This is a genomic window from Marinobacter salinisoli (genome assembly GCF_017301335.1).
GTDB lineage: Bacteria > Pseudomonadota > Gammaproteobacteria > Pseudomonadales > Oleiphilaceae > Marinobacter > Marinobacter salinisoli.
In genome coordinates, this window is the sequence record NZ_CP071247.1 from 2,998,705 (window position 1) to 3,016,641 (window position 17,937).

At 57.7% G+C, this 17,937-nt stretch carries 18 protein-coding genes; 11 read left to right on the forward strand and 7 right to left on the reverse strand.

Annotated elements, in window-relative coordinates:
- Positions 1 to 161 precede the first annotated feature (161 nt).
- The 3 genes from purM (at position 162) to LPB19_RS13685 (ending at position 2,718) form a co-directional block, all read left to right on the forward strand.
- Complete coding sequence (purM, locus tag LPB19_RS13675; RefSeq protein ID WP_206643448.1) at positions 162 to 1,226, forward strand: phosphoribosylformylglycinamidine cyclo-ligase; 1,065 nt, start codon at positions 162 to 164, stop codon at positions 1,224 to 1,226.
- Positions 1,223 to 1,885, forward strand: a complete 663-nt coding sequence (purN, locus tag LPB19_RS13680; RefSeq protein ID WP_206643449.1) for a phosphoribosylglycinamide formyltransferase — start codon at positions 1,223 to 1,225, stop codon at positions 1,883 to 1,885. Before purM ends, purN begins: the two co-directional genes overlap by 4 nt.
- An 86-nt stretch (positions 1,886 to 1,971) precedes the next feature.
- Positions 1,972 to 2,718 (forward strand): DUF3108 domain-containing protein, encoded by a 747-nt coding sequence (locus LPB19_RS13685; RefSeq protein ID WP_228289119.1) that lies wholly within the window; start codon positions 1,972 to 1,974, stop codon positions 2,716 to 2,718.
- Here the strand turns inward: LPB19_RS13685 and LPB19_RS13690 are convergent.
- From LPB19_RS13690 to apbC, 4 genes are all read right to left on the reverse strand, one after another.
- Positions 2,715 to 3,992 (reverse strand): valine--pyruvate transaminase, encoded by a 1,278-nt coding sequence (locus tag LPB19_RS13690; RefSeq protein ID WP_206643450.1) that lies wholly within the window; start codon positions 3,990 to 3,992, stop codon positions 2,715 to 2,717. The two genes, LPB19_RS13685 and LPB19_RS13690, sit on opposite strands and share 4 nt — an antisense overlap.
- A 67-nt stretch (positions 3,993 to 4,059) precedes the next feature.
- Positions 4,060 to 4,659 carry a YjaG family protein gene (locus LPB19_RS13695; protein ID WP_206643451.1) on the reverse strand — a complete coding sequence of 200 codons (600 nt, stop codon included), beginning with the start codon at positions 4,657 to 4,659 and terminating at the stop codon, positions 4,060 to 4,062.
- Positions 4,656 to 5,222, reverse strand: coding sequence for a dCTP deaminase (dcd, locus tag LPB19_RS13700; RefSeq protein WP_206643452.1), 567 nt, complete (start codon positions 5,220 to 5,222; stop codon positions 4,656 to 4,658). The genes LPB19_RS13695 and dcd overlap by 4 nt, the downstream gene beginning before the upstream one ends.
- 112 nt (positions 5,223 to 5,334) lie before the next feature.
- Positions 5,335 to 6,435 carry an iron-sulfur cluster carrier protein ApbC gene (gene apbC / locus LPB19_RS13705; protein WP_206643453.1) on the reverse strand — a complete coding sequence of 367 codons (1,101 nt, stop codon included), beginning with the start codon at positions 6,433 to 6,435 and terminating at the stop codon, positions 5,335 to 5,337.
- A 197-nt stretch (positions 6,436 to 6,632) separates the two neighbouring features.
- On the opposite strand from apbC, the gene metG reads away from it, so the two are divergent.
- Genes metG through nth form a run of 8 tightly spaced genes read left to right on the forward strand, consistent with a single transcriptional unit; the run spans position 6,633 to position 14,858 of the window.
- Positions 6,633 to 8,666, forward strand: a complete 2,034-nt coding sequence (gene metG, locus LPB19_RS13710) for a methionine--tRNA ligase (protein WP_206643454.1) — start codon at positions 6,633 to 6,635, stop codon at positions 8,664 to 8,666.
- A 26-nt stretch (positions 8,667 to 8,692) separates the two neighbouring features.
- Positions 8,693 to 9,274, forward strand: coding sequence for an electron transport complex subunit RsxA (gene rsxA / locus LPB19_RS13715; RefSeq protein WP_206643455.1), 582 nt, complete (start codon positions 8,693 to 8,695; stop codon positions 9,272 to 9,274).
- A 15-nt stretch (positions 9,275 to 9,289) separates the two neighbouring features.
- Positions 9,290 to 9,868 (forward strand): electron transport complex subunit RsxB, encoded by a 579-nt coding sequence (gene rsxB / locus LPB19_RS13720; protein ID WP_206643456.1) that lies wholly within the window; start codon positions 9,290 to 9,292, stop codon positions 9,866 to 9,868.
- Positions 9,868 to 11,700, forward strand: a complete 1,833-nt coding sequence (rsxC, locus tag LPB19_RS13725) for an electron transport complex subunit RsxC (protein ID WP_206643457.1) — start codon at positions 9,868 to 9,870, stop codon at positions 11,698 to 11,700. Before rsxB ends, rsxC begins: the two co-directional genes overlap by 1 nt.
- A 21-nt stretch (positions 11,701 to 11,721) precedes the next feature.
- Positions 11,722 to 12,774 (forward strand): electron transport complex subunit RsxD, encoded by a 1,053-nt coding sequence (gene rsxD / locus LPB19_RS13730; protein ID WP_206643458.1) that lies wholly within the window; start codon positions 11,722 to 11,724, stop codon positions 12,772 to 12,774.
- Between the two features lie 2 nt (positions 12,775 to 12,776).
- Positions 12,777 to 13,481 carry an electron transport complex subunit RsxG gene (gene rsxG / locus LPB19_RS13735; protein WP_206643459.1) on the forward strand — a complete coding sequence of 235 codons (705 nt, stop codon included), beginning with the start codon at positions 12,777 to 12,779 and terminating at the stop codon, positions 13,479 to 13,481.
- Entirely contained in the window at positions 13,478 to 14,191 is a 714-nt protein-coding gene (locus tag LPB19_RS13740) for an electron transport complex subunit E (RefSeq protein WP_206643460.1), read from the forward strand. The genes rsxG and LPB19_RS13740 overlap by 4 nt, the downstream gene beginning before the upstream one ends.
- A gap of 28 nt (positions 14,192 to 14,219) precedes the next feature.
- On the forward strand, positions 14,220 to 14,858 hold the full coding sequence (gene nth, locus LPB19_RS13745) for an endonuclease III (RefSeq protein ID WP_206643461.1): 639 nt from the start codon (positions 14,220 to 14,222) through the stop codon (positions 14,856 to 14,858).
- A gap of 84 nt (positions 14,859 to 14,942) precedes the next feature.
- Here nth and LPB19_RS13750 read toward each other — a convergent pair whose 3' ends face one another.
- The 3 genes from LPB19_RS13750 to LPB19_RS13760 all read right to left on the reverse strand — a co-directional run bounded on the left by LPB19_RS13750 (position 14,943) and on the right by LPB19_RS13760 (position 17,689).
- Positions 14,943 to 15,518: a chalcone isomerase family protein gene (locus tag LPB19_RS13750; RefSeq protein WP_206643462.1), complete on the reverse strand. Its 576-nt coding sequence runs from the start codon at positions 15,516 to 15,518 to the stop codon at positions 14,943 to 14,945.
- A 201-nt stretch (positions 15,519 to 15,719) separates the two neighbouring features.
- The gene (rpoS, locus tag LPB19_RS13755; RefSeq protein WP_206643463.1) at positions 15,720 to 16,712 is read right to left on the reverse strand and encodes an RNA polymerase sigma factor RpoS; all 993 of its coding nucleotides are present in this window, start codon (positions 16,710 to 16,712) and stop codon (positions 15,720 to 15,722) included.
- Positions 16,713 to 16,909: 197 nt separating this feature from the next.
- Positions 16,910 to 17,689, reverse strand: coding sequence for a peptidoglycan DD-metalloendopeptidase family protein (locus tag LPB19_RS13760; protein ID WP_228289120.1), 780 nt, complete (start codon positions 17,687 to 17,689; stop codon positions 16,910 to 16,912).
- Positions 17,690 to 17,937: the final 248 nt, after the last annotated feature.

The following is a 17,937-nucleotide window of genomic DNA, read 5'->3' on the forward strand; positions in this document are numbered from 1 at the left end:
AAGTGTGAGTAGCGAACGGCGTTCCCGGAACCGCAATATTGCCAGCCACTTGCCCCCTCGCAAAGCCCCTTTAAACTAAGCTCAAATACATTTGGCCCCCCATCCCGCAACTGGTAAAATTCGCCGCCTACTTTTCTATTGCCAACGGTTAATGATTCCCCATGAGCGAACAGAAGCCCTCCCTTACCTACCGTGATGCCGGTGTCGACATTGATGCTGGTAACGAACTCGTCCACCGGATCAAAGACACGGCCAAGCGCACGCGTCGCCCGGAAGTGCTTGGAGGTCTGGGCGGCTTCGGAGCCATGGTCTCCCTCCCGGCAGGCTACAAAGAGCCGGTACTGGTTTCCGGAACCGACGGCGTTGGCACCAAACTTCGCCTCGCCATGCAACTGCAGAAGCACGACAGCATCGGCATCGATCTGGTCGCCATGTGCGTGAACGACCTGGTGGTTGGCGGCGCAGAGCCGCTGTTCTTCCTGGATTACTACGCCACCGGAAAACTGAACGTGGATGTCGCCGCCCAGGTGGTCGACGGCATCGGCACTGGCTGTGAGCAGGCCGGCTGCGCACTGGTTGGCGGTGAAACCGCCGAGATGCCAGGCATGTACGAGGGCGACGATTACGATCTGGCCGGCTTCTGCGTCGGCGTCGCCGAGCGCAGCGAAATCATCGACGGCAGCCGTGTGCAGGCCGGCGACGCCCTGATTGCGCTGGGCTCATCCGGCCCGCACTCCAATGGCTATTCACTGATCCGCAAAATCATTGATGTCAGCAACGCTGACCTGAGCCAGCCCATGGGTGATGTTACGCTGGCCGAGGCGCTGATGGCCCCGACCCGTATCTACGTCAAGAACCTGCTGGAACTGATTCGCAAGGTTGACGTTCGCGCGCTGTCCCACATCACCGGCGGCGGCCTGCCGGAGAATATCCCCCGGGTACTGCCAGAAGGCACGATTGCTGCCATCGACACCGAGAGCTGGACTCTGCCGCCTGTATTCCAGTGGCTGAAAGACGCCGGTGGCGTCGCCAGCGAAGAAATGTACCGCACCTTCAACTGTGGCGTGGGCATGATTGTTTGTGTACCGGCCGCCCAGAAAGAGCAGGCACTCGAGGCACTCGCCGAGCTGGGTGAAAAAGCCTGGCAGGTAGGCGTGATCGAAGCCGCCGAAGACTCGGGGGCCGATGCCGCTGTCCGTTACGCTCCAGGATTGCTCACGGCATGAAGGCAGATCCAGCACCCCAGCCGCGCATTGTGATTCTGGCGTCCGGCAACGGATCCAACCTTCAGGCGCTGATCAGCGCTTCCCAGGAACGCGACTTCCCGGGGAAAATCGTTGCGGTTGGCTGCAACCGCCCCCAGGCATTCGCTCTGGAGCGGGCGGCACAGGCCAACATCGAAACGTTCGTGGTAGATCACACCAAGTACGACACCCGAGACGACTTCGACCGCGCACTGATGGTGGAAATCCTCCGCCACAACCCGGATCTGATCGTGCTTGCCGGCTTCATGCGCATCCTGACCACCGACTTCGTGCGAGCATTCCGCGGCAAGCTGCTGAACGTTCACCCGTCGCTGTTACCCAAGTACACCGGCCTGAACACCCACCAGAGGGCGCTGGATGCCGGCGATGCCATTCACGGAACATCGATCCATTTTGTTACCGAAGAGCTCGACGGTGGCCCGGTGATTGCCCAGGCAGAGGTGCAAATCAAGCCGGGCGACACCGCCGAGACACTGGCGGAACGGGTTCAGGCAAAAGAGCACCTTCTTTACCCCATCGTGGTTCGTTGGCTCTGCGAAGGGCGCGTTCAGCTCGGCAGCGATTTCGTGCTGTTTGACGGCGAGCTCCTGAAAACCCCATCACGGCTTCCTGATAACTGATTCCCAGCCTGAACGGATTGTCATCCCTTCCAGTGTGGTAACCCGCTAAACTGTCGCTATCTGAGACAGCTTTGGGGTTATCACACATGGATTCGTATCGTTCACCCTCTCAACTGCTGCCCCGCCCCGGTGCCTGGGTCATTATTGCTGCCTGCACTGTCACACCGGCCATGTCCGGGGCCGATCCTCACAGCGAACTCCTGCCCTATGAGGTCACGTATACCGCCTCGATGAACAAGGGTATCGCCATCGACGGAACCGCAACGCGCACACTAACCCCGCGAGACGATGGCACCTGGCTGTACCGGACCGACGTGGATTCTTTCATCGCAGAAATCAATGAATCGCTGATTCTCCGCTGGGAGAACAATCGCGTTATCCCGCTGAGTTACCGCTACAAACTGTCCGGCTTTTTGATCAAGGATCGAAAGGAATCCATTGATTTCAACTGGGAAGCCGGCACAGCCACGGGCGAGTACCGAAAAAAGCGCTTTACTCTGGAACTTGAGGAAGGAGCCCTGGATCCATTGGGCCTGCAGCTCCAGCTGAGCCAGGATATTCGGCGCGGCTTGCGCGAGATGACCTACCGGGTTGTCGATGGCAGAAGCTACGACACGGACCGTTTCGCCGTCATCGATGAGGAGCCCCTGGAGACATCGAACGGAGCCGTCTCGACCCTGAAGGCCGAAAAAATACGCGAGGAGAGCTCCAAACGGGAAACACTCATGTGGTTCGCGCCGGAACAGGATTATCTGCTAATCCGGCTCCGGCAGGTAGAACCCGACGGCAGCAGTTACGAGCTAAAACTGTCCAAATCCGAGGTGGGACACTAGACCGCGCCCCGGAACTCGGCCCACACCTGCTTGACCTCGTCGGCAATGATCCGGAGCCCTTCCTCCACGCGATCATCGTCCTGGGAATAGGTCACCCGCAGGCACTCATGCCGGTGGCGCCAGCCATCGTCCGGCAATCCGGGGAAGAAGTAGTGGCCCGACACGACCAGGACACCCCTCGCCTTGAGCCGCTGATACAACTCCAGACTGGTAATCGGCAGGTCCGGGAACCAGAGCCAGAGGAACATAGCCCCTTCCGGCTTATGAATGTACCAGCGGCAAGCACCGTCCCCCATCGCCTGATGGAAAACAGCCACCGCCTTTTCCATCTTCTTGCGATAAAACGGACAGACCACGTCCCGACTCAGACTCAGGATTTCTCCGGAGCGCACCAGCGGCCCTGCCAGCATGGCGCCAAAACTGCCCGTAGCCAGGTTCATGATAGCGTTGATGCCAGACAGGGCCTTAATCACCGGCTTGGCCGCAATCACGATACCGGTACGCGCCGCCGGCAATCCAAGCTTGGAGAGACTCAGGCACAGGATGATCTGCTCGTTCCAGGTCGGCTTGGCATCAACAAACAGCAGACTCGGGAACGGAGTACCGTAGGCGCCATCCACAATCAGCGGCACATCATGCTCTCGGGCCAAGCCTTCCAGGCGCGCCAGCTCGTCATCGGTAACAACGTTACCGGTCGGGTTAGTGGGGCGTGACACGCAGATGGCGCCAGTTTCACCCGTTACTTCGACGGCATCGAAGTCGACACGGTACTTGAACTCATGCGCGTCCGTGAAGGAAATATCTGGCTGAACGGCATGGAACAGACCGGGCTCAATTCCGGCATCGGCGTAGCCGATGTATTCCGGCGCCAGTGGCAGCAGAATGTGCTTGCGCTGGCCGTTGCCGTAGTCACCGGCAAACATGTTAAACAACATGAAAAACGCTGCCTGACTACCATTGGTCAGGGCGATATTGTCTGGCTCGAGGCCCCAGCCGTACTCCCGGTTGAGCAAGTCCGCCAGCGCTGCAATAAACTGCTTTTCCCCCTGGGGCGGATCATAGATTCCAACCAGCCGGCGCACATCCTGATCACTGGTGCTTAGCTCCGCCAGAATGGACTGAATCCGTTGCTGCACCTCGGGAATGTGCCCCGGATTACCGCCGCCCATCATGATCATGTCATCGCCAGAGGCCATGGCATTACCCAAGTCGTCCATCAGCGAGGTAATACCGGCGTCGGCGGTGAATTTGCGCCCAAAGGCAGAGAGTTTCATGGCAAACAACCTGTAACCACACCAGATGAATTAAAAAAACAGGACTGCTGAAAGTGTAGACTCAGGATTAATCTCCGAGTGCGATCCCGAGATTACTGACCCCGCCGTTGACCGCATCCCCCCTGAGCTTTTCGATGAACGATTCGGTCGGCGTCCGCTGGCGCTTGAGCGACAGCACCAGGTCACGCTGGAAGGCCTTGTCTTCTTTGATCAGCGGGTGATGGTCCAGCAGACGCACGAGTTCATCGTTATCCAGCTCATCGCCTTCGGAGACTTCGATAAAGCTCACCACGGTGGCCGTGGCCAACCGGGAAGCATCGCTGGCACGATGGCGTGATGGGTTCAGGCGGTTCAGCAACGCCTGCTCCAGCAACTGACAGAAATCGAATGCCGGGTAGACACCGTAGGCGTCGTAAGCCTCCACGTCCGGAGACAGCCCCTCAAGTTTGACAAGCAGTTGAGGAATGGTGGCTTCGCCGGAATCGTCCTGCAGCAGATCCCAGCTGATATCCAGCAGCTGCCGCATCTTGGCACCGGTTTTGAGGCCAACAGCGTCCGCGAACAAGGCGTAGTTGGGGAAGGAGCGCTCGGCAAGCGCCAACAGGAAGGCGCATTCGCGCCATCCCTGCAGCTGTGAAACGGCTTTAATGAACTGGTTGGCGTTCATGTCCGGGGCAATGTTACGCCGGTCTGCCCCAGGTATTTGCCGCCACGATCCTTGTAGCTGGTTTCGCACACTTCGTCGGATTCGAAAAACAACATCTGGGCCACACCCTCGTTGGCGTAGATTTTCGCCGGCAGGTTAGTGGTATTGGAAAACTCCAGAGTCACCTGCCCTTCCCATTCCGGCTCCAGCGGCGTGACGTTCACGATGATGCCACAACGAGCGTAGGTCGACTTGCCCAGACAGATGGTGAGCACGTTACGGGGAATACGGAAGTACTCCACAGTGCGCGCCAGTGCGAACGAGTTTGGCGGAATGATGCAGACATCACCGGTGTAATTGACAAAGCTGTTCTCATCGAAGTTCTTCGGATCCACCGTGGCTGAGTGCACGTTGGTGAAGATCTTGAACTCATTGCTGCAGCGCACGTCGTAGCCGTAGCTGGAAGTACCGTAGGAGATAACCCGGCCTTTCTCGGACTCACGGACCTGGCCGTATTCAAACGGCTCAATCATGCCCTGCTGCTCGGACATCCGGCGAATCCACTTATCGGATTTGATGCTCATTGGTAGAAATCTCGTTCCACTTGAAAAATTGAGGCGTAGTTTACCCGTTACTCGACAGCCTGTCGAAGGTGCGAAATCCGCGCACCCCCGCCCATGACCGGCACTTCAGCGGTCAGTGTTCAGTCACCGAAACACTGGCGATCGAACCGCCCAGATTGCGCTCCCGGGTCGACAGCTGGGCGCCCACGCGACGGGCAATATCCCGATAGCGGCGGGCGACTTCGGAATCCGGCTCCGCAACCACGGACGGGGTTCCGCCATCGGTCTGCTCACGGATGGTCATGTGCAGCGGCAACTGACCCAGCAGCTCGGTGTCGTACTCTTCGGCAATCCGTTCTCCGCCGCCGTGGCCGAACAGCGGTTCTTCGTGGCCACAGTTGCTGCAAATATGAACGCTCATGTTCTCAACCACACCCAGCACCGGGATATCGACCTTGCGGAACATCTCAATCCCTTTCTTGCCATCCAGCAGCGCGATGTCCTGCGGGGTGGTCACAATGACGGCACCAGTTACCGGAACTTTCTGCGCCAGAGTCAGCTGGATATCCCCGGTGCCCGGCGGCATATCGACGATCAGGTAGTCAAGCTCGTCCCACAGAGTTTGTTGTAACAGCTGAAGCACCGCACCGCTTACCATGGGCCCCCGCCAGACCATAGGGGTCTTTTCGGTCACCACGAAAGCCATCGAGTTGGCCTGCAGGCCGTGCACCGGCATCGGCACGAAATATTTGTTCTCGCGGGTGTCCGGGCGCTTGCCTTCGGGAACCCCGAGCATCATGCCAATACTGGGGCCGTAGATATCGGCATCCAGGATACCAACCCGGGCACCCTCGGCCTGCAGTGCCAGGGCAAGATTCACCGCGGTTGTGGATTTTCCAACCCCGCCTTTACCCGAGGCCACAGCAATAATGTTTTTCACGCCCGGAACCGAAGGGAGATCCTTCTGCACTTTATAGGAATGAATCTTCTGCCCCACCTGAACGTCCGCACTTTCCACACCATCAACGTTTTCAAGCGCCACAGACACCAACTGCCTGAGCGCACCGGCAATACCCGCGGACGGGTACGGCAGTTCGACCACCAGAGTCACCTGCCCGGAATCGTCGGCCTGCAGGGATTTAACAGCACCAAGATCGTACAAGTCTTTTCCAAGGTACGGGTCACGGTATTCTTTGATCGCCGCCTGCAGGGCCTGCTCTGAAATCTGTGTCATCGGGGTCTCCGAAAGTAACTTAAACGGTGTTCCGGCGCTTTGAAGAGAACGGCTTGGGACCGATTATCGACCGTTCCATGCTTCCAATGTTAAGGAAACCGGTGATCTGGGTGAAAATTATCTGGGCGGAAGGTATCATTTGTGCCCGTTTCTGACCACACAACCCCCTATTTTCTGAAGAAAGGTTCGGACACACCATGACGCAAGCGAGTGCAAAGCAACAGCGCGACATTCTGGTTACCAGCGCCCTGCCCTACGCCAACGGCCCGATTCACCTGGGTCACCTGCTGGAATACATTCAGACCGACATCTGGGTGCGTTACCAGAAAATGCGGGGCCAGAACTGTTACTACGTTTGCGCCGACGACGCCCATGGCACCGCAATCATGCTGCGAGCCGAGCGTGAGGGCATTACCGCCGAGCAGCTGATTGATCGGATTCGTGATGAACACCAGCAGGACTTCGCCGGTTTCCACATTCGTTTCGACAATTATTACACCACCCACTCGGAAGAAAACCGCCAGTTCTCGGAGTACATCTACCGCCAGCTGCAGGAAAACGGTCACATTGCCACGCGCAAGATCACCCAGTCCTACGACCCTGAAAAGAAGATGTTCCTTGCGGACCGCTTCATCAAGGGCACCTGCCCGAAATGCAAGACCGAAGACCAGTACGGCGACAACTGCGAGGCCTGTGGCGCCACCTACACACCGGCCGAGCTGATTAACCCGGTTTCTGCTGTGTCCGGTGCCACGCCCATCGAGAAAGAATCCGAGCATTATTTCTTCAAACTGCCGGACTTCGCCGACTTCCTGGCCAACTGGACCCGCAGTGGCACGCTTCAGCCACAGGTCGCGAACAAGCTGGCCGAATGGCTGGAGGCCGGGCTCCAGGAATGGGATATCTCCCGTGATGCGCCCTACTTCGGCTTCGAAATCCCGGATGCGCCGGGCAAGTATTTCTATGTCTGGCTGGACGCCCCGATCGGCTACCTGGCCAGCTTCAAGAACCTGTGCAATCGCGAAGGTATCGACTTCGAGCACTTCTGGAAGAAAGACTCGTCTGCCGAGGTGTACCATTTCATCGGCAAGGACATCATCAACTTCCACGCCCTGTTCTGGCCATCCATGCTGCACGATGCCGGCTTCCGGACCCCAAGCGCGGTCTGGGCCCACGGCTTTGTCACTGTCAATGGCAAGAAGATGTCCAAGTCCCGCGGCACCTTCATTATGGCCCGCACCTATCTGGACCACCTGAACCCGGAATATCTGCGCTATTACTTTGCCGCCAAGCTGACCAGCGGCGTCGATGACATGGACCTGAACCTGGAGGACTTCGCCGCACGCGTGAACTCCGACCTGGTCGGAAAAGTGGTTAACATTGCCAGCCGCAGCGCCGGTTTCATCACCAAGCGCTTCGATGGCCAACTGGGCCAGGTTACGGAACTTGAACGGCTGCGCGCCTTTGTCGATGCCGGTAAAGAAATCGAGGAGCTCTACGAAGCCCGCGAATTCGGCCGCGCCATGCGCCGCATCATGGAAATGGCCGATATCGCCAACCAGTATGTAAATGATGAGCAGCCGTGGGTTATTGCCAAGCAGGAGGGTCAGGATGACAAGCTGCAGGCCATCTGCACCAACGCCATCAACATGTTCCGCCTGCTGATGACTTACCTGGCACCGGTGTTGCCGAAAACGGCCGAGGCATCCGAACACTTCCTGAGCGCCAAGCTGGACTGGAACAACCGGGATCAGCTGCTGGAAAATCACCACATCAACAAATTCACGCCATTGATGAGCCGTGTCGACATGAGCCAGATTGAGAAAATGCTGGAGGATTCAAAGGAAGAGTTGCCCGCGCCGGCCCAGCAGCCTGAAAAGGAAAGCAACCTCGAGCCGGTCGCTGGCGAAATCGAATTTGGCGATTTTGCCAAAGTAGACCTTCGCGTCGCCAAGATCGTCAAAGCCGAGCATGTAGAGGGTGCCGACAAACTGCTGCGCCTGACTCTGGACATCGGCCTCGGCGACAGGAACGTGTTTGCGGGCATCAAATCCGCCTACCAACCGGAGGATCTGGAAGGCCGGTTAACGGTCATGGTGGCCAATCTGAAACCACGCAAGATGAAGTTTGGCCTGTCCGAAGGCATGGTTCTGGCGGCCGGCCCCGGCGGCAAGGACATTTTCATCCTGTCACCGGATTCCGGCGCCACACCCGGCATGCGGATTATGTAACTGACTGGCGAGGCTGAGCAGTACCGATGACGGAATATCTACTGATCCTGGTGAGCACCATCCTGGTGAACAACTTTGTGTTGGTGCAGTTCCTGGGCCTGTGCCCGTTCATGGGGGTGTCCGGTAAACTGGAGACCGCCATGGGCATGTCCCTGGCCACCACCTTTGTGCTGACACTGTCATCGGTGTGCAGCTATCTCGCCTACACCTATCTGCTGGCACCACTGGACCTGGCGTTTCTGAAAACCATCACCTTTATCCTGGTGATTGCCGTGGTGGTCCAGTTCACCGAGATGGTTGTGCGCAAAAGCAGCCCCCTGCTCTACCGTGTGCTGGGGATTTTCCTGCCGCTGATTACCACCAACTGCGCGGTTCTGGGCGTGGCGTTGCTGAACCTCAACAAAAACAACAATTTTGTTGAATCGGTTTTGTACGGCTTCGGCGCAGCCGCTGGTTTCTCACTGGTACTGGTGCTGTTTGCCGCCCTGCGCGAACGGATAGCGGTTGCCGATGTACCGGTAGCATTCCGGGGCGCAGCCATTGGTATGGTAACCGCCGGATTGATGTCGCTGGCTTTTCTGGGCTTCACCGGTCTGGTCAGCGTGTAACGGAGGCGGATTGTTATGTGGACGGGGATTATCATCGCGGTTCTGGTACTGCTCGCCCTTGCCATAGTGTTTGGCGGGCTGCTGGGTTTTGCCTCCGAGCGATTCCGGGTTGAAGGCAACCCGCTGGTTGATCAGATAGATTCTCTGCTCCCGCAGACCCAGTGTGGCCAATGCGGCTTTCCCGGCTGCCGTCCCTACGCCGAATCCATTGCCAACGGTGACGCCATCAACAAATGCCCACCGGGTGGCGAATCCACCATCAAGGCGCTGGCCGACCTGCTGGATGTCGAGCCACAGCCTCTGGATGCCGAGCACGGTGTCGAGCAGGCAACCCGAGTGGCGGTCATCCGCGAGGACGAATGCATCGGTTGCACCAAGTGCATCCAGGCCTGCCCGGTCGACGCCATTCTGGGCGCCGCCAAGCACATGCACACCGTTATCGAGAGCGAGTGCACCGGCTGTGACCTGTGCGTCGAACCCTGCCCGGTGGATTGCATCGATATGGTCACCATCGAACCGGACATCCGCACCTGGACCTGGTCCGCGCCGGCCAAGAACCTGATCGCTACCGACCGCCGGGGAGTCAGTGCCTGATGACACAGTTTTGGGAGTTTCCCGGTGGCATCCATCCGGCCGAGAACAAACAGCAGTCTACCCAGCGGCCCATTCGCCGCGCGGGCCTTCCCGGTCAGCTGGTTATCCCGTTACAACAGCACATTGGCCAACCTTCACAGGCACTGGTCAAGGTTGGTGACCGGGTTCAGAAAGGTGACAAGCTCGCCGAAGTGAGCAGCGGCCTTGGTGTGCCGGTTCATGCGCCCACCTCAGGCTTTGTTGAAGCAATCAGCCTGCAGCCAGTCCCCCACCCCTCTGGCATGCAGGACTGGTGCATTACGCTGCGTCCGGATGGCGAAGACGAGTGGAAGCACCGCCATCCGATTGCGGACTACCGCTCACTTGAGCGGGATCAGGTGCTGGGCGTGATTCGCGAGGCCGGCATCTCCGGCCTTGGTGGCGCCGGTTTTCCGACCAACGTCAAGCTGCGCCCGCCCCGTGATCGCAAAGTCAGCACCCTGATCCTCAATGGTGCCGAGTGCGAGCCTTACATCACCGCTGACGACATGACCATGCGCGAAAAAGCCGCCGAAGTGGTGGCTGGAATGAAGGTCATGGCCTGGCTGCTCAGGCCCGAGCGCTGCGTGATTGCGATTGAGGACAACAAACCCGAGGCCATCGACGCCATCAACACGGCCATTCAGGGTACCCAGATTGAGCTGGCGGTGATTCCTACCAAGTACCCATCCGGCGGCGAGAAACAGCTGATTCACATTCTCACCGGCATGGAGGTGCCAAGCGGTGGCATTCCGGCGGACATTGGCGTGATGTGCCAGAACATCGGCACCGCCGTTGCGGTGGCCCAGGCTGTTTTTGAAGACAAGCCACTGATCTCCCGTGTTGTCACCATCACCGGCAATGGTGTTACGGAACCGGGCAACTTTGAGGCCCTCATTGGCACACCGATGTCCTTCCTGCTGGAACAGGCCGGGCTTGATACCAACCGAACCAATCGACTGGTGCTCGGCGGCCCCATGATGGGCTACACACTTACCAGTACCGCGGTTCCAGTGGTAAAAACCAGCAACTGCGTGATTGCCGCCACCGACACCGAACTCCCCGCGCCGCCACCAGAGCAGCCCTGCATCCGGTGCGGCGAATGTGCACTGGCCTGCCCGATGGAGCTCCTGCCCCAACAATTGTTCTGGCACGCCAAAGCCGGCGAATTTGAAAAAGCCGAGCACCTGAACCTTTTTGACTGCATCGAATGCGGCGCCTGTTCCTACGTCTGCCCCAGCTCCATTCCGCTGGTGCAATACTATCGACACGCCAAGGACGAAATTCGCGTTCAGCGGGCAGAGCAAGAAAAAGCCGATCGCGCACGGGAACGTTTTGAGGCCCGTCAGGAACGGCTGGAGCGGGAAAAACAGGAAAAAGAGCAGCGCCGGAAAGAACGGGCCAAGGCCGCCGCCGCAACACAAGCCAGGAAAAAGGCCGAGGCGGAACAGGCAGTGCCGGCCAAGAGCGCTGACAATGACGAGCGCGCCGCCAAGGCAGCGCTGGTTCAGCAGGCACTGGCGCGCAAAAAGGCCAAGACAGAAGCGAGCAACAGTTCCAACACCGGCGATACTCCGGCAGCGGAACCAGAACCGGATATCGATGCCCTCGAAAAGCAGCTGGCACAGGCTCAGGCAAAGCTGCGAAATATGGAAGGCATGCTCAACGAAGCGCGGGCTAAAGAGGCCGACAACGTGGACAAACTTGAGCGCGCCGTCGCCAAGAACCACGATCGCGTCAAGCGCGCTGAGGAGGCCCTCACCGAGGTGCGCCAGCGCATCGCTCGCCAAACCGAATCTCATTCAACCGATTAATTGATCTCAGGCCCGATAGCCATGTCGTTCGTCCAACAGTCTTCGCCACATGCCCGTCAGGCGCGCTCCACATCGCAGGTCATGCTTTGGGTCATCATTGCCACACTGCCCGGGCTGCTGGCACTGACCCTGTTCTTCGGTTGGGGCAACCTGATCAATGTCATTTGGTGCGTTGCCGTTGCCCTGGCTAGCGAAGCCGCGATTCTGCGCCTGCGCAACAAACCCGTGATGTTCTTCCTGAGGGACAACACGGCCGCCCTCACCGGACTTCTGCTTGGCCTCTCGCTGCCACAGTTCACGCCCTGGTGGGTCTCGGCCACCGCCGTAATTTCAGCCATTGTGGTGGCCAAGCAACTTTACGGCGGGCTCGGTTCCAACCCCTTCAACCCGGCGATGGTGGGTTATGCCCTGGTGCTTATTTCCTTTCCCGTAGCGATGACCACCAACTGGGCCCAGCCGGCCATGTTGTGGGATGGCGCCCCCGGATTTGCGGAAACCCTGGCAGCCATCGCCTCTGGCCAGCAGACCGTGATCGACGGCTGGACCATGGCCACACCGCTGGATGAGTACAAGCACAAGATTTCCTCTTTCACTTCATCAGAAGTCCTGGAACATCCCGCGTTCGGAGATGGTATTGCGCTGGGTTGGGAGTGGGTCAATGCCGCCTTTCTGGCCGGTGGGCTGGTGCTTATTGCGCTACGGGTGATTACCTGGCACATCCCGGTGAGCTTCCTGGCCGCCATGGCGTTCATGAGCCTTGCCTTTGGCAGCAACGCTGACGAATACGCTCCCCTGCCCCTGCATTTGCTGGCTGGTGCAACCATGTTCGGAGCTTTCTTCATTGCCACCGACCCGGTTTCCGCAGCGACCAGCCATCAGGGCAAGCTCATCTACGGTGCCGGGATCGGTGTTCTGGTCTACATCATCCGGACCTGGGGCAATTATCCGGATGCGGTGGCCTTCAGCGTTCTGCTGATGAACTTCGCCGTGCCGTTTATCGATCATTACACGCCCCCCAGAACCTATGGACACCATAAGCCGCGCCGCGGTGTGCCAAGCAAAGGCCGAGGGTAACCATGTCAGCGATAACACAATCCATTCGACGCAGTGCCATCGGTCTGGGCCTGTTCGCCCTGATCACGGGCGGAACCATTGCCGTTACCCAGGCTATCACCAAGGACCGCATCAAAGAGCAGGCCGCGCGCGCCGAGGCCAGCGCCCTGTTCGAGATCATTCCGGAAAGTGAGCACGACAACGACTTACTGACCGACCAGGCGCAACTGCCGGCGAGCGACGAACTCACCACCAATGGACCACCAACGGCCTGGATTGCCCGTCAGGATGGGGAGGCAACCGGCATGATCCTGCCTGTGGTTGCACCGGACGGCTATTCCGGCGATATCCGCTTGCTCGTGGGCCTCGATATGAGCGGCACGCTGCTCGGAGTTCGGGTTACAAGCCACAAGGAAACCCCCGGATTGGGTGACCGAATTGAAGTCCGGAAATCGGACTGGATCAAGGCCTTTGAAGGCGAGACTCTGGGAGAGCCTCCGTTTCGCAAGTGGAACGTTCGCAAAAACGGAGGTCAGTTTGACCAGTTTACCGGTGCCACGATAACCCCCAAGGCAGTCGTCAATGCCGTGCAACGCGCTTTGATTTACTTTCGCGAGAACCGGGACGCTATCCTTGCAACACTGGAAGCAGACGCACGGGCAGCGGACAAAAACAACGCTTCGCTGAATGCCCCGGACTCGACAACGGCTGGAGAGCGCTCATCATGACCACCAAAACCTCCAGAGAAATCATTAACGACGGGCTTTGGAACAACAACCCGGCCCTGGTTCAAGTGCTAGGGCTGTGTCCCCTGCTGGCCGTCACCAGTACTGTGGTCAATGCCATCGGACTCGGGCTGGCCACCCTGATCGTGCTGATGGGGTCTAACCTGGCCGTGTCACTGATACGCAACTTCGTGAGCGAGTCGGTTCGGCTGCCCGCGTTTGTGATGATCATAGCGTCCTTCGTGACCTGTACCGAACTGCTGATGCAGGCTTTCACCTACGAGCTCTACCAGATTCTCGGTATCTTTATTCCCCTGATCGTAACCAACTGCGCCATTCTCGGGCGGGCGGACGCCTTTGCCTCCAAAACGACGCCAGGGCCGGCACTGTTGGATGGCCTGATGATGGGGCTGGGTTTCTTATTCGTCCTGGTGGTGCTGGGCGGCCTCAGGGAACTGATTGGCCAGGGCACGTTGTTCGTCGATATGAATCTCTTGCTTGGCCCGGCAGCGGCAGATTGGGTCATGCGCCCCTTTGAAAGCTACCCGGACGTCCTGTTTATGGTGCTGCCACCGGGTGCCTTTATCGGCCTCGGCCTGCTGATCGCCCTGAAGAACGGAATCGATAACCGCCTGAGCGAACGACGCAAGGCCAGTGCGCCTGTTGTAACCCCGGGCAGCAAGCGCGTACGCGTGACCGGTGACGTTTCCTGACACGCTGGCAAGTTGAGATTGAACCTCCATGAACAAGCAAAAACGTACTGAAATCTTTACCCGGCTTCGTGAGGCCAATCCAAACCCGACAACTGAGTTGAATTACTCAACGCCGTTTGAATTGCTGATCGCGGTCATCCTATCGGCTCAGGCCACAGATGTCGGCGTGAACAAAGCCACGGACAAGCTGTTCCCGGTCGCCAATACCCCCGAGGCCATACTGGCATTGGGGGTTGACGGACTGAAGGACTACATCAAAACCATCGGTTTGTTTAACAGCAAGGCTGAGAATGTCATCAAGACCTGTCGAATCCTGATTGAACGACACGGCAGCCAGGTACCGGAAAAACGGGAAGACCTCGAGGCGTTGCCGGGGGTTGGCCGTAAAACCGCCAACGTGGTACTCAATACCGCCTTCGGGCATATGGCGATGGCAGTAGATACCCATATCTTCAGGGTATCGAACCGGACCGGTATTGCGCCGGGCAAGAACGTTCTGGAGGTAGAAAAGCGCCTGATGCGACTGGTGCCGAGGGAGTTTCTGCTGGACGCCCACCACTGGCTGATCCTGCACGGGCGCTATACCTGCACCGCCAGGAAACCAAAATGCGGAGCCTGCATAATCGAGGATCTCTGCGAGTTCAAACAGAAGCGGGATTATCTGTAAGCTTCGCAGGGGCCTGCTCGTACCCAGGCACTGAAATGAAAAAGCCGGCAAAAGTGCCGGCTTTTTTGATGGCCCAGCTTGCGATTAACGCTGACCCAGCATAGCCTTTTTCAGGTCTTTCTGCGCCGGCTTGTCAGATAGCCAGATACCGAACAGGGCTTTCTTGAACTCAAGATCACCAACAATATCTTTTTGCTGGCCGTTTTTGAGCACCTTGACACCCTCACCTGGCAGATAGACCAGATCAAATACGTCGCCTTCCTTGATCTCTTCCTTGAATACATTCATGAAACGATCAATTTCACCCTTCACGGGCGCTGTGTTGCCACCGGTGGAAGATTCAAACCCCTCGAGGGTCGCCTCAGTCATCCGCTCACTGGTAATCATGTCCGAAATAATATGCAGCGTGATTGCCTGAGGTTCGTCGGCGTTGATGACCGCGTTGCCGTCATTGGCCGCTTGCGGCACATAAAGACCGCCAACATAAAGATCCATAAACCACTTGGAGCGGGTGCCAGCTCCGTTGAGCTTCAGCTCAGTGTCCATAGCAGTGTAGGTGTCAGGTACATCCACACCGTCGACAGTCAGTGCAGAAGCCGGCGCAGATAACGCCGCAGTCAATAACAGGGATACAAAACCAGTAGAGATAGCCTTCTTCATAGTCCTTTCCTTTTAAATCATTATTATCTACGCGTTTCATTCGTGCGTGCCCAGGCTTCGACGACCTTATCCCCACCTGGAACCCGCATTCTAACAACGCAAAAGGAAAGCGATTCGGCACTTGGTTCTCATTTGCAACGATATTAAAAAAAAGAAAGGCCGACCGGCTTCCACCGATCGGCCCTCGTCTTTTCAGGCTCTTTACTTGAACAACAGATTCCCTGATAAACCTTCTTTCTCGAGGATTTCGCGCAGGCGACGCAGAGCCTCGACCTGAATCTGGCGAACCCGCTCACGGGTCAGGCCAATCTCATGACCAACCTCTTCCAGAGTGCTGACAGGATAGCCACGAAGACCAAAGCGCCTGGCCAGTACTTCCTGCTGCTTGTCACTGAGCTGGTCAATCCATTTTTCGAGGCAGCTGCACATGTCATCATCCTGCAAAACCTCAGCAGGATCAGTTGCGCCCTCATCCGCCACCGTGTCCAGCAGAGATTTATCGCCCCCGCTGCCAATCGGCGTATCCATGGAGGCCACGCGTTCATTCAGACCCAGCATTCGTTTGACGTCGGCAACCGGCTTATCGACCAGCTTGGCAATCTCTTCCGCCGATGGTTCGTGATCCAGTTTCTGAGTCAGCTCACGAGCCGCCCGCAAGTACAGGTTCAGTTCCTTAACCACATGGATGGGCAACCGAATCGTTCGGGTCTGATTCATGATCGCCCGCTCGATGGTTTGGCGGATCCACCAGGTGGCGTAGGTGGAGAAGCGGAAACCACGCTCAGGATCAAACTTTTCAACGGCCCGGATCAGGCCGAGATTGCCTTCTTCGATGAGGTCGAGAAGCGTTAAGCCCCGGTTCACATAGCGTCGGGCAATTTTAACAACCAGTCGCAGGTTGCTTTCGATCATCCGCTTGCGGCCGGACTCCTCTCCTTTACGCGCGAGGCGGGCAAAATAAACTTCTTCTTCTGGAGTCAGTAGGGGGGAAAAACCGATCTCATTCAGGTAAAGCTGGGTGGCGTCCAGTTGCTTCTGGCTCGAACCGTAACGCCCTTGGCTGGAAATTTCCTCTGTCTCGGCTGCGTCGTCATTGCTGGATTGGTTTTCCGCTTTTTCTTCGTGCAGCTCTTCTTCGGACTCGTCTACATCTGCGACCCGATCGACAATAATCTCTTCTCGCTCTGCTGACATATGTATTGCCCCGTCTTTCAGAAATCCTGTGTAGTCGTCCGATACTCCGTCTTACATGCGGACGTTCGTCGTCTTCCTTCGTTATCAGGAATCACCTGGGCTCGCCGGCTATAACCGTTGCCCTTGTTATTCTTGTTAACAACACGGTTTCTTCGTTGGTACCGGCAGTCGGTGTCAGTAGAGTAGTATCTAACTTGTTACTGTCTTGGAGGCAGGTAGTGAGCGGGGTCGACCGGATTGCCATTCTTTCGAATTTCGAAATGTAACATGGGTCGTTCAGCGCCGCTGCTGCCAAGCTCTGCTATCACCTGACCGGCTTTTACGTCCTCCCCCTCTCGCACCAGAATTTTTCGGTTGTGTGCGTAAGCGCTCAAAAAATGTTCATTGTGGTTCACAATAATCAGATTGCCGTAACCAAGCAACCCATTTCCTGCATAGACCACATTTCCATTCGCTGCGGCTTTGATGGCATCACCTGGTTGTCCGGCAATATCCAGGCCCTTATTGACCTTGCCAGAGGAAGAATAACCAGCAAGTACGGTGCCAACGTGCGGCCAGTGCCAGTCGATTCGGGCTACGGTCTGGCTCTGCTTCACCGGAGGTGTGTTCTTTGCCGGAGGTTTGACAACCGTCGGCTTGGTGGCAGCCGTCGGTGTTGGTCTGGGCGCGGACACCCGGGGTTTGGTGGGCCTGGGCGCAGGCCGCGAACTGACGGACTGAGTTGCACTGGCGGTTACGGTGCCGCGTCGGTCGAGTCTGAGTACCTGGCCAACTTTCAGGGTCCAGGGTGCATGAATGCCATTCGCGCTGCCCAATTCCCGGTAGTCCCGCCCGTAACGCCAGGCAATGCTGTACAGCGTCTCGCCCGGTCGCACCACATGCTGGCCCCAGTAAACCGGCGGATTGTAGATGTCATCATGATACAGTGCCGGCGTATTGCACCCGCTGAACAACAATACGGCAGCAAGCGTGACCACGATCCGCGCTTGGTATCGGGGCGCTGTGCCCCCCGATTGCCCCTTGCGGGCTCCCCGGGGAAGCCGCGGAAACTGGGTCAATAAGACAGCGAAAAACCCGGAAAAAATCGTCACGAAATAAAAATCAATCCGTTGTTAGGAGGTCCGTATCTGACTACGGCTCGATCAGGCGCTTTGTGTGTTCTTATGGCAACTTGCTAATATATTGCACAATTCAGGGGCGAATCCAAGTTACCCTCTGAGGAGAT

What these genes read in the sequence shown, in the direction of transcription:
- metG (WP_206643454.1), top strand. Translation starts at nt 6,633, where the DNA reads ATGACGCAAGCGAGTGCAAAGCAACAGCGCGACATTCTGGTTACCAGC.
- rsxD (WP_206643458.1), top strand. Translation starts at nt 11,722, where the DNA reads ATGTCGTTCGTCCAACAGTCTTCGCCACATGCCCGTCAGGCGCGCTCC.
- LPB19_RS13685 (WP_228289119.1), top strand. Translation starts at nt 1,972, where the DNA reads ATGGATTCGTATCGTTCACCCTCTCAACTGCTGCCCCGCCCCGGTGCC.
- rsxG (WP_206643459.1), top strand. Translation starts at nt 12,777, where the DNA reads ATGTCAGCGATAACACAATCCATTCGACGCAGTGCCATCGGTCTGGGC.
- apbC (WP_206643453.1), bottom strand. Translation starts at nt 6,435, where the DNA reads ATGACACAGATTTCAGAGCAGGCCCTGCAGGCGGCGATCAAAGAATAC.
- purN (WP_206643449.1), top strand. Translation starts at nt 1,223, where the DNA reads ATGAAGGCAGATCCAGCACCCCAGCCGCGCATTGTGATTCTGGCGTCC.
- rpoS (WP_206643463.1), bottom strand. Translation starts at nt 16,712, where the DNA reads ATGTCAGCAGAGCGAGAAGAGATTATTGTCGATCGGGTCGCAGATGTA.
- rsxA (WP_206643455.1), top strand. Translation starts at nt 8,693, where the DNA reads ATGACGGAATATCTACTGATCCTGGTGAGCACCATCCTGGTGAACAAC.
- LPB19_RS13695 (WP_206643451.1), bottom strand. Translation starts at nt 4,659, where the DNA reads ATGAACGCCAACCAGTTCATTAAAGCCGTTTCACAGCTGCAGGGATGG.
- dcd (WP_206643452.1), bottom strand. Translation starts at nt 5,222, where the DNA reads ATGAGCATCAAATCCGATAAGTGGATTCGCCGGATGTCCGAGCAGCAG.
- rsxB (WP_206643456.1), top strand. Translation starts at nt 9,290, where the DNA reads ATGTGGACGGGGATTATCATCGCGGTTCTGGTACTGCTCGCCCTTGCC.
- rsxC (WP_206643457.1), top strand. Translation starts at nt 9,868, where the DNA reads ATGACACAGTTTTGGGAGTTTCCCGGTGGCATCCATCCGGCCGAGAAC.
- LPB19_RS13750 (WP_206643462.1), bottom strand. Translation starts at nt 15,518, where the DNA reads ATGAAGAAGGCTATCTCTACTGGTTTTGTATCCCTGTTATTGACTGCG.
- purM (WP_206643448.1), top strand. Translation starts at nt 162, where the DNA reads ATGAGCGAACAGAAGCCCTCCCTTACCTACCGTGATGCCGGTGTCGAC.
- nth (WP_206643461.1), top strand. Translation starts at nt 14,220, where the DNA reads ATGAACAAGCAAAAACGTACTGAAATCTTTACCCGGCTTCGTGAGGCC.
- LPB19_RS13690 (WP_206643450.1), bottom strand. Translation starts at nt 3,992, where the DNA reads ATGAAACTCTCTGCCTTTGGGCGCAAATTCACCGCCGACGCCGGTATT.
- LPB19_RS13740 (WP_206643460.1), top strand. Translation starts at nt 13,478, where the DNA reads ATGACCACCAAAACCTCCAGAGAAATCATTAACGACGGGCTTTGGAAC.